The organism is Gimesia sp. (assembly GCF_048260065.1).
In the GTDB taxonomy this organism is placed as follows: Bacteria; Planctomycetota; Planctomycetia; order Planctomycetales; family Planctomycetaceae; genus Gimesia.
The window spans coordinates 38448-49246 of the sequence record NZ_JBLXHC010000022.1 but is presented as its reverse complement, the minus strand read 5'-3'; the positions used below and the strand labels follow the sequence as shown (position 1 = coordinate 49246).

Genomic DNA, 10799 nt, shown 5'->3' with positions numbered 1-10799 from the left:
GATTCCTCATGCGCGACCTGTCCAGGCTGATCATTCTGTTATTGTGCTTTATCTTCGCGAATGAAGTATGCGCAGCGGATAAGATCAACTTCAGTCATGATATTCTGCCGATTCTTTCAGATCGTTGTTTTCATTGTCATGGTCCCGATCCGACGCATCGGGAAGCTGATCTCAGACTGGATCTGGTCGAAGCGGCGACAGAGAATCGGGATGGGACATTTGCGATTGCACCAGGCAAGCCCGAGTTGAGTGAAGTTCTGACGAGGATTACGACTTCCGATGCGGATCTGGTGATGCCGCCTGCAGACTCGCATCGCAAGCCACTCACTAAAAAACAGATTGCAACTATCCGTCAATGGATCGCAGAAGGGGCACAATGGGGGAAGCACTGGTCGTTCGAGCCACCCGTTAAAGTCGCGTTGAATGAAAAGGAATCAAAGCTCAATCCCATCGATGTTCTGGTTCAGCGAAAGCTGTCTGAAGAGCGACTGACGTTTTCAGAACCCGCGTCCCGGCGCACTCTGATTCGTCGACTCTCCTTTGATATAACGGGGCTGCCGCCGACGGCTGAGGAAGTGGAAGCCTTCGTCAACGACGAAACATCTGATGCAGACCGAAAACTGGTTGACCGCCTGCTCAAGTCAAAACATTATGGCGAGCGGATGGCCATGTGGTGGCTGGATCTCGCGCGGTATTCGGATACCGATGGTTTTCAGCAGGACTCCACCCGAACCAACTGGCCGTGGCGGGACTGGGTGATCCAGTCATTCAATGAGAACAAACCTTTTGATCAGTTTACGATTGAGCAGTTTGCCGGCGATCTGTTACCGAATGCAACGGATGAGCAGAAACTGGCGACCTGTTTTCACCGCAATCATATGACCAACGGAGAAGGGGGCCGCGATCCCGAAGAGTCGCGCGTCGATTATGTGATTGACCGGGTCAATACAACGGGGACGGTCTGGCTTGGATTGACGCTGGGCTGCTGTCAGTGTCATTCTCATAAATTCGATCCGATCTCTCAGACCGACTACTACAGTCTGTACGCGTTCTTCAACAGTATCGATGAGGATGGTAAAGCCGGCAGTCGGGCGAAGCCTTATTTAAAATATCAATCGCCACTGGTGGAGCGTGCTGTGAAAGAAGCACAGCAGGTCGTTGACCAGCGCAAACCACGGGAAGCAGTGGCGCTGCAGCAGGCGAAACAGGAATTTGAACCGTGGCTGGTTGAGCGGATCCAGCAGGTACACAACGGGTTTACCGCGTGGCGTCTGCCGGAACTGCGCTCCGTCAAATCGGTTGAAGGAACCGTGTTGACCACAGAGAAATCAGGTGTGATTCAAAGCAGCGGTCCCCGACTCAGGCAGGATGATTATCGACTGGTGGCTGCCACAGACTTACCGCGCGTGACCGGGTTACGGCTGGAAGTTTTTCCACATGAATCGCATACGGCAGGCAAGTTGAGTCGTGGCGACAGTGGCGAATTTATCCTGACCGATGTGAAACTGCAGGTCCGCCGTCAGGGGAGTTCCCAACTGAAAGACATTGATTTCGTCTCCGCGATTGCCGATGTCGAAAAAGATGTCAAAGGCCGCAACTATGGCAAAATCAAAGACACGCTTGATGACGATCCCCGCAACGGCTGGACGACCGAGTCTCATGATCCATTGAAAAAACATGTCGCTGTCTTCGAACTGGCAGAGCCATTAATCCTGGATGAAAACGAAGAGCTGATCTTTGTGATGCTGCATCGATCCACAGAAGGCGACGCCAATATTGGTCGTTTTCGAGTCATGCTGACCGATCAGCCAGGCCCGGCTGTTCGTTCGCTGGAGCCCATGCCATTAGAAGCACTCGCATCTGCAAAGGTGACAGAACCTGAAAAGCTTGATCCGAAATTGAAGCAGCGACTGCTGGATCAGTTTCTGGTCGATCACGAGATTTATCAGCAGCGCAAAGCAGAGCTGGACCAGGCGAATGCGCAACTTGCTCAAGTCAAAAAAGCGGCCGGCGAACTGAATGTGATGGTACTGGCAGAACGCAAGGAACCCCGTAAAACATTTGTGCTGGAACGGGGCGTCTGGGACAAGCATGGCAATGAAGTTTCCCGGGCTGTCCCCGCTGCGGTGCTCGCATCTCCTGCCGAGAAGACGAAAGACCGGTTGGATCTGGCAAAGTGGCTGGTCGCACGTGAAAATCCCTTAACGGCGCGGGTTGTCGTGAATCACTTATGGCAGAACTGTTTTGGAACAGGACTGGTTCGCACCCCTGGAGACTTTGGTTTACAGGGGGAGTTACCCACACATCCAGCTGTCCTTGACTGGCTGGCAGTTGAGTTAATGGAACATGACTGGAACCTGCAGCACATACTCAGGCTGATTGTCACCAGTCGTACCTATCAGCAGCAGAGCAAAGTTACTGCGGAACTGCTGGAACGCGATCCGGAAAATCGGTTGCTGGCACGCGGGGCCCGTTTCCGGCTACCCAGCTGGATGATTCGCGATGCAGCGCTGCAGGCGAGCGGGCTGCTTAACCCGGCGCTGGGAGGACCTCCTGTCATGCCTTATCAGCCCCCCGGTGTCTGGACCGAAATGTTTATGGGCCGTTTTCGCTACGAACCCAGCCAGGGAGCCGCCCAGTATCGACGCAGCCTGTATGCCTTCTGGCGTCGTTCGAGTGCACCGACATTCCTGTTTGACAGTGCCCAGCGGCGTGTGTGTGAAGTACAGCCCCGACGAACCAACACTCCTTTGCAGGCGCTGACGCTGCTCAATGATCAGAGCATTCTGGAATCTGCGCGGGAACTGGCACGCACGGCGATTCAGCAGAAGAAAACCGTGGAGGAACGCCTGGATTTCATCGCACAGCACATTCTGTCACGGACATTACAGGCGCGGGAGTCGGACGTTCTAAAAGGGGAACAGCAGAAGTCGTTGGCTTATTATCACCAGAAACAGGATGAGGCTTTGAAACTGATTTCCAGTGGACAGCCTCCGGCGGAAAACCAGGTTTCGCCCGATGAGCTGGCCGCTTATATGGTCGTGGCCAGTATGGTCTTTAATCTGGATGAGGCGATCACCCATGAATAATCCACTTGAAAATGTTGCTCTGCAGGAGACCCGCCGCTATTTTCTGGGACGGGGCGCCGGTGTCAGTCTGGGGGCGATGGCCCTGGGGCTGCTGGAAAGCACCCGTCGTGCTGCTGCGAAACCAGATCAGACGATCGGGTTGCCTGATCTGCCTCACAAACCACCGCGGGCGAAGAATGTGATCTTTCTGACTCAGTCGGGAGGCCCTTCGCAGATTGAGTTGTTCGATCATAAGCCTGATCTGATGAAGTGGGCGGGAAAGGAACTGCCGGAGAGCGTGCGCGGCGGACAGCGGCTGACAACAATGACCGCCAATCAGAAGCAGTTAATCATGCCGTCCCGCACGAAGTTCAAACGGTACGGTGAAAGTGGCGCGACACTGGGCGAGTGGCTGCCTTTTCATGGAGAAGTGGCCGATGAACTCTGTTTCATCAAGTCGATGGTTACCGATCAGATCAACCATGCGCCCGCGATGACCAAATTTCTGACCGGACATCAACTGCCGGGTCGACCTTCGATTGGTGCCTGGAGCAGTTACGGACTGGGGAGCGAAAATCAGAATCTGCCGGACTACCTGGTGTTGATTTCAAAAATGAAACGCCCCAGCGATCAACCACTGTATGATCATTACTGGGGGAGCGGCTTTCTGCCGTCACGTTATCAGGGGGTTAAACTGAGGAATGCGAAAGAGCCGGTACTCTACCTGCGCGATCCGGATGGCATGCCTCGCAGCATCCGCCGGGGGATGTTGACCGGCATTTCCGAACTGAATCAGATGCGACTGGAACAGACGGGCGATCCGGAAATTGAAACGCGGATTCGTCAATACGAGATGGCGTGGCGGATGCAGTCCAGTATTCCCGAACTGAATGATCTGAGTGATGAACCGGAATCCACGTTCGAATTATACGGTCCCGATTCCAGGCGTCCCGGGAGTTATGCCGCGAATTGTGTGCAGGCCCGGAGGCTGATTGAACGGGGAGTGCGGTTCGTGCAGCTGTTTCACCCCGACTGGGATCATCACAGCCGTCTGAGCTCCTGGTGCGTGGCACGCTGTCGTGATACAGACCAGGCCAGTGCCGCGCTCGTCAAAGATCTTAAACAGCGTGGTCTTCTGGATGAGACACTGGTGATCTGGGGCGGTGAATTCGGACGCGGTGTTGCCGGACAGGGGAAGTGGGACAGTCCCGAAGGGGGCCGCGACCATCATCCACGCTGCTTCACCACCTGGCTGGCGGGAGGTGGTGTCGAAGCAGGGCTGACCTACGGAGCCACCGATGAATTCAGTTATAACGTTGCCGAAAATCCAGTGCATGTAAGCGACCTGCATGCGACCGTCTTGCATCTGCTGGGCATCGATCATGAGCGATTCACTTATCGACATCAGGGATTAGATTTCAAACTGACGGGCGTCGAACCGTCAAGCATCATCAAGGAGATACTGGCATGAGACGGTTCCACAAAACATGGTTGTACTTATTAATAACAGGCTTGAGTTTCAGTTCACTGGCCGAAGCGCGCGAGCCGGACGCCGTGATTGATCTCTGGGATCAGAACGCACCGGGAGAAACGACCCGTGAAACAGGTGTGAAACTGGATCGCCGGGCGAACGAAAATCCGCCAGCGACTCGTATCAAAGAGATCACGCGACCTCAGTTGCATCTGTTTCAGCCACCGGCAGAGAAACGAAACGGGACCGCAGTCCTGATTTTTCCAGGCGGTGCCTACAATTACGTGGTGGCTGACAAAGAAGGATCTGAAACAGCAGAGTGGTTGAATTCTCTGGGGATCACCGCATTTGTTGCGCATTATCGCACGAAAGAACCAAAGCCGCGCGCGCAGACGGATGCCAAATTGCCTCCGTTTTCGGAGCGACCTTTACAGGATGGGCAACGCGCTGTCAGCCTGGTGCGGAAACGGGCAGCGGAATGGGGGATTAAACCCGACCAGATCGGCGTGATCGGTTTTTCTGCCGGTGGTCAGGCTGCGGCTCTGATTACAACCCGTTTCAATGAACGTGCCTATGAAGCCAATGACGATGTGGATCAGGTTTCGTGCCGCCCCGATTTCAGTCTGCTGATTTATCCCTGGCGACTGGTCGATGAAAAAACTGGGGAGCTGAACGAGGTATTGACGATCAATAAGACCACGCCGCCGACACTGATGATTCATGCTCACAATGACCATGCAACGCCGATCAGCAGTATTCTATTTTATACGGCTTTAAAGAAAAATGGTGTGCCCGGCGAGCTGCATATTTATGAGAATGGCGGTCATGGCTATGGGATGCGACCCGTGGATGATTCGTACGTTGATACCTGGCCGGATCGCGCCGCAGACTGGTTGCGACAGCGATCGCTGGCAAATCCGGATAAAAAGGACTAAGCGTCAGTCTGCCTCCGGTGTGGGCTCACAATTCTTTAATGCAAGCAGAGTGTAAGCGGTAACGAGATTCGGGTCTCCTTCAAACCAGCGATTGGATTTGGAGTTGACCCAGCTGCCGTTATCCTGCTGGATTTTAAACAGATGATTGGCCAGTTCCTTGCGCCAGTCGTGTTCCTCCCCTTTGCTGTCTTTCACCTGTTTCAAATCCGCGGTGTCGAGGGCTTTGGCAAACAGCTGGTAATAGTAGTAGAGGCCGTTATCGCCCATTCCGGGATTGTTTTCGACGGTGTAGTTTTTCTGAATCCAGTCGAGGGCAGCTTTCACACGCGGATCTTTGGGAGTCAGTCCTGCGTAGATCATGCTTTTGAGACCGGCGTAAGTCATACTGCCGTAGGAGCGGAGACCGCCGTCTTTATTTTTTCCGGAAGGTGATGCACCACCGGCTGAGACATTATAGTAGAAACCTCCATCATTGACTTTGGCGGCGGCAGGTGACGTGTTGAATTCACTTTCGAGATTCTGGCAGCGGGAAACGAAAGTAAGTGCTTTCTGAATATCAGGGTCATCTGCTTTAGCGCCGGCTGCTTTGAGGGCCTCAATCATGAACACGGTATTGGACAGGTCGGGACGGCCTCCATCGGGTCCGTAACCTGCACCGCCATATTCCAAATCGCTGGGTTTCACATCTTTGCTTTCGTCAAACTGCAGGCTGCGCAGGAACTGTTCCGCTTTTTTGATCTGAGGTGTGTACTTGCCTGACTGGTTGGCATCTTGTAATGCCATCAATGCCACGGCGGTTTCGTAACCGGAGTGCTGACTGTGGGCAGAACAGATCCGGCCATCTTCCTGACAGAACGAGACGAGTTTTTTTAAAGCCTTGTCCACGGTCGGGTCAGTCACAGGGACACCTGATTCAATCAATGCCGATGTCACCAGAGCCGAAATCCCGGCCGCTTCGTTGAAGGTCCAGGTGCCATCGTCGTTCTGTGAGTTTTTCAGGAAGTTGATGGCCTTGTCGCGGGACGCTTTCAACTCTGCTGCATCCGGACCCGCTGCAGAGAGAGAAGTGACGTTCCAGCAGAGACAGCCGATGATCATCAGGCGTAGAATCCAGTTCATTTTAAATCGCTCCTGAATAGGTATACTGAGAGGCTTGTTGTCGATAAGAAGTCGCAAAAGCGGTACCGCTTTATGATGTGCGAGCACCTGTTTCAGTATAGGCAGGTTTGCTTAAAAAGTCTGTGAATTTGTTGTAGAAGAGGCGTTGAAAAAAACACCAGTGCTGTCGAAAAAATCGCCAGTCTCTGCCTGATTTGCTGAAATGAGGCTTTATGTGTAGAGGATTTCTTTGACGACGTGTCCATGCACATCGGTCAGTCGAAAATCCCGTCCTGCATGGCGGTAAGTCAGTTTTTCGTGGTCGAGGCCCATGATATGCAGGATTGTGGCGTGAAAATCGTGTACGTGAACCAGATCTTTTACGACATAGTTGCCGATGTCGTCGGTCTGACCGTGAATCACGCCGCCGCGCACATTGCCGCCGGCCAGCCAGCAGGAGAACGCATCGGGATGATGAGTGCGCGATTTGGTTCCTTTGCCATCCTGTGCCCAGGGAGAGCGTCCGAATTCAGTGCAGAAGACCAATAGGGTATCCTGCAGCAAGCCGCGCTGTTTCAGATCCTGCAGTAAAGCAGCAACCGGTTGATCGACACGGCGGGCGTATTTTTCGTGGGACGCGATATCGCGGTGTGCGGCATCCCAGTTATCGCGGCAGGCACCGACGGCGTCGATGATCTCGACAAAGCGGACTCCCCGTTCCACCAGTCGACGGGCCATAATACATTGAGCCGCGTAGCTGGACTGGTCTTTTTTGTCAGCACCATACAGCTTGAGTGTGGCTTCGCTCTCCTTTGACAGGTCGAGTGCTTCGGGAGCCTGTTTCTGCAGACCGGCGGCTGCGGTAAACGTCGACATGCGGCCTGCGAGTTGGGCGTCCCGGTTGCGCTGGCTGAAGTGACGTTGATTCATTTTGTTTAACAGCGCAAGTTCCAGCTGCTGCCGCGATTGAGAAGTGGGAGACTTGAGAAACGGGATTGGATCATCGCCGGGAACAACGCGGACACCTGTGTTGGCGGCAGGCAGGAAGTTGGAATCCCAGAGCTGAGGGCCGTTATAGGGACGATGTTCTGAAATCACGACGTGCGAAGGCAGGTTCGGATTGAATGATTTCAGCCCGTAGCTTAACCAGGCGCCGATGCCCGGCATGGCGGCTGTGGTGCTACCTGTGTGCAACTGCAACGTGGCTTCCCCATGATCGCGGTGATCGCAGTTCATCGAGCGGATGAGAGCCGTTTCATGCATGATCGTGCGAATGTGGGGAAACAGATCGCTGACTTCAGTGCCGCATTCCTGATTAGGGCGAAACTTCCAGAGAGGGGCTTTCAGGTAACGTTCGACGATCGGCTGTCCGGAGACTGCTGCTTTGCTTTCATCACCGATTGACTGGTCGTGCCGTCGTGTTAACTCGGGTTTGGGATCGAACGTATCGACGTGTGAATATCCGCCCGACATGTAAAGCATGATAACATGTTTGGCAGCCGGTCGGTGATGGGGCAGATCGAGACCCGCGGGAAGTGCTTTCGGCAGAGCAAGTCCGGCGGCTGTTCCGAGTCCAGCCTGCAGAAGCTGACGACGTGAGAATAAGGATGAGTCGTGCATAGGTTTGAACCTGATTGTTTGCATTCCAGACGTTTAATGTTAATCGATAAAAAAGAACTCGTTGCTGGTGAGCAGAACTTTCGCTAATCCAGACCAGGCAAGCTGGTTCGTGTCCCTGTCTTTATCTGATTGTTCTGTTTTCAATTCTTCACGATAATATTCCAGAAACTGAGAGGCATCTGAGAGCTCTTCTGCCGTCGGATTGCGACAGAATGCGAGCTGGTATGCCTGGATAATCTGGTCTTCTTCCGTCGTTGCGGACTGTTGAATCCGTTTGCCAAAGGCTGCTGCCAGTTCGGGAACCAGGGGTGCATTCATCAGGTACAGCGCCTGTGTGGGGAGATGGGAGCTGTCACGGGTGCCCGAAGTTTCGTTGGTTTCCGGGCCATTGAATCGACCCAGGAACGGGTGTTTATAAAGTCTCTGCGTCATCAGATAGACACTGCGTTTATTGGTCGGGTAGTCCTGGTGAAAGGGAGCGTTCAGGCTATACCCTTTTTTGTGCCAGGGGATAAACGGATGCGGTCCCCCCTGTTCGCGGTCCAGTTCGCCGGAAACAAACAACAGGGCGTCGCGAATGGATTCGGCATCAAGGCGTCTGCGGGAATATTTCCAGAGAAACACGTTGTCCGGATCACGGTTGGTGTTCTCTGCAATCTCCTGGCTGTCGAGCCGATAGACGCGGCTTAACATGATCTGGCGATGCAGGGCTTTGAGCGACCATCGCTGTTCGATCAATTGACCGGCCAGATAGTCGAGCAGTTGCGGATGTGAAGGAGTATCTCCGAGTACGCCGAAGTTGTCGACCGTTTTGACGAGTCCCTGACCGAAGTGATGGTACCAGAGTCGATTGACAATGACGCGTGAGGTCAGGGGGTGAGCCGGGTCGGTGAGCCAGTCGGCCAGTTCTAAGCGACCGGATTCGGTTTTGTCGATCTCCGGCTTTGATTTTGAGATCACGTTGATGAACTGTCGCGGGACGATGTCTCCCGGATTTTCCGGATTGCCGCGTCGATGCAGTCGGGAGTGGTGAGGCTTGCCATCAATGACGGCATACAGCATTTCTGCCGGAGGCTCTTCTACCAGTCGGGCTTTTTCGGCTTTGAGCCAGGGTAAACCATGCAGCATGAGTTCCCGGAATTTCCCTTTGTGTGCTGCCAGCAGTTTCTGGCGTCGCTTTTCGAGTTTGTCGGTCGGTTTTCCGTTTTTCTTCGCTGCTTCGATTTTGGCGGTGATTTCTTTAAATTCTGCGAGCGTCGGCTTCAACCAGGGACGGAAGTGATTTCGAATCTGATGCTGGTAATAACTGAGCAGGTCCCAGTATTCGTTGATTTTCTGCTGAGAATCCGGATTGTTTTCTGCAGAGACGAGTTGTGCGGGTGAGGGTTGATTGGATGCTCCCATACTGGGATAGAGGGTGCTCTCAAAAATCCCGTAGAGGCCGTAGTAATCGGTGGCCAGCATCGGATCAAATTTATGATCGTGGCAGCGGGCACATTTTAAAGTGACGCCCATAATGCCTCGCCCGACGGTGTCGATGGTATCGTCGATAGTCAGGTTCTGGTCTTCATAACGCGTGTTACCGAAGCGTCGAGATAAAGCAATGAAGCCGGTGGCGATTTTAAGTTGCCGTGCCTGTTCCGGATCGGCTTCACGTTCCGCCAGGATGTCCCCGGCAAGCTGTGCTTTCAGGAACTGGTCATAGGGGAGATCGGCATTGAGTGCATCGATAACCCAGTTGCGGTAGAGATAAGCTCCCGGAATGGGAAAATCTCCGACGTCACCCTGGGTGTCTGCATAACGAGCGACGTCGAGCCAGTGCCGACCCCAGCGCTCGCCATATGCGGGGGAAGCCAGCAGTCGATCAATCACTTTAGCAAAAGCGACCTCATCCGTTGCCGGATCGTCCTGGAACGCTTTGACTTCCTCTGGAGTTGGAGGCAGTCCTGTGAGGTCGAAGGTGGCGCGGCGGATTAAGGTTCGCCTGGGAGCGAGACCGACAGGTTTGAGTTGTTCCTTTTGCAGTCGTGCGTAGACAAAGCGATCGATGGGAGAAGACGACCAGTGGGGATTGTCGACGGCAGGGGGAGTGACTGCGGTTCGCGGCAGAAAACACCAGTGTGAGGTTGTCAGTTTTTGTGCTTTGTTTTTTTGTGATGTCGCGACCGGCCTGGATTTTTCAACAGGCCAGGGGGCGCCCCATTCAATCCAGCGTTTGAAATGGGCGACGGTTTCCGGTTTGAGTTTGTCATCCGCATCAGGGGGCATTTTCAATTCTTTGTGAGTTCGCAGAATGGACTGATACAACAGACTCTGTTCCGCGTTACCGGGAAGTATTGCTGGTCCATAATCGCCGCCTTTAATGAGGGCAGCACGGGAATGGACGGCAAGGGGGCTTTCGGCATCAGTATCACCGGAGTGGCAGTCGGCACATTTTTCAATCAGCACGGGTCGGATATGCTCTTCGAAAAATTCGAGCTGGCTGGCATCCGGGCTGGCTGGTTCTGCTGCGCGCAGGGACTCGGGCAGGTTGGATGATACGGCCAGCAGCAGGATCAGAACGAGTTGTGGGATTCGTTGGGATTGAGTCATTGGCGAATCAATTAT

The 10799-nt window shown here is 53.9% G+C and carries 6 protein-coding genes; 3 read left to right on the top strand and 3 right to left on the bottom strand.

What is annotated here, in order from left to right; all coding sequences use genetic code 11:
* Positions 1-8 precede the first annotated feature (8 nt).
* The 3 genes from ACN0YN_RS27855 to ACN0YN_RS27845 are packed head-to-tail and all read left to right on the top strand — an operon-like array spanning position 9 to position 5474.
* Positions 9-3089 carry a PSD1 and planctomycete cytochrome C domain-containing protein gene (locus tag ACN0YN_RS27855; RefSeq protein ID WP_417388224.1) on the top strand — a complete coding sequence of 1027 codons (3081 nt, stop codon included), beginning with the start codon at positions 9-11 and terminating at the stop codon, positions 3087-3089.
* Positions 3082-4539 carry a DUF1501 domain-containing protein gene (locus ACN0YN_RS27850; RefSeq protein WP_417388223.1) on the top strand — a complete coding sequence of 486 codons (1458 nt, stop codon included), beginning with the start codon at positions 3082-3084 and terminating at the stop codon, positions 4537-4539. The genes ACN0YN_RS27855 and ACN0YN_RS27850 overlap by 8 nt, the downstream gene beginning before the upstream one ends.
* On the top strand, positions 4536-5474 hold the full coding sequence (locus ACN0YN_RS27845) for an alpha/beta hydrolase (protein ID WP_417388222.1): 939 nt from the start codon (positions 4536-4538) through the stop codon (positions 5472-5474). The genes ACN0YN_RS27850 and ACN0YN_RS27845 overlap by 4 nt, the downstream gene beginning before the upstream one ends.
* Positions 5475-5477: 3 nt before the next feature.
* Here the strand turns inward: ACN0YN_RS27845 and ACN0YN_RS27840 are convergent, their stop codons facing one another.
* The 3 genes from ACN0YN_RS27840 to ACN0YN_RS27830 form a co-directional block, all read right to left on the bottom strand.
* A complete protein-coding gene (locus tag ACN0YN_RS27840) occupies positions 5478-6593 on the bottom strand; it encodes a prenyltransferase/squalene oxidase repeat-containing protein (protein ID WP_417388221.1) in 1116 nt (371 codons plus the stop codon).
* Positions 6594-6803: 210 nt separating this feature from the next.
* Positions 6804-8192, bottom strand: coding sequence for a DUF1501 domain-containing protein (locus tag ACN0YN_RS27835; protein WP_417388220.1), 1389 nt, complete (start codon positions 8190-8192; stop codon positions 6804-6806).
* A gap of 39 nt (positions 8193-8231) precedes the next feature.
* The gene (locus tag ACN0YN_RS27830; protein ID WP_417388219.1) at positions 8232-10784 is read right to left on the bottom strand and encodes a DUF1553 domain-containing protein; all 2553 of its coding nucleotides are present in this window, start codon (positions 10782-10784) and stop codon (positions 8232-8234) included.
* Positions 10785-10799: the final 15 nt, after the last annotated feature.

Excerpts from the sequence above, each read along its gene's own strand:
- ACN0YN_RS27850 (WP_417388223.1), top strand. The coding sequence starts at position 3,082 with ATGAATAATCCACTTGAAAATGTTGCTCTGCAGGAGACCCGCCGCTAT.
- ACN0YN_RS27830 (WP_417388219.1), bottom strand. The coding sequence starts at position 10,784 with ATGACTCAATCCCAACGAATCCCACAACTCGTTCTGATCCTGCTGCTG.
- ACN0YN_RS27845 (WP_417388222.1), top strand. The coding sequence starts at position 4,536 with ATGAGACGGTTCCACAAAACATGGTTGTACTTATTAATAACAGGCTTG.
- ACN0YN_RS27855 (WP_417388224.1), top strand. The coding sequence starts at position 9 with ATGCGCGACCTGTCCAGGCTGATCATTCTGTTATTGTGCTTTATCTTC.
- ACN0YN_RS27835 (WP_417388220.1), bottom strand. The coding sequence starts at position 8,192 with ATGCACGACTCATCCTTATTCTCACGTCGTCAGCTTCTGCAGGCTGGA.
- ACN0YN_RS27840 (WP_417388221.1), bottom strand. The coding sequence starts at position 6,593 with ATGAACTGGATTCTACGCCTGATGATCATCGGCTGTCTCTGCTGGAAC.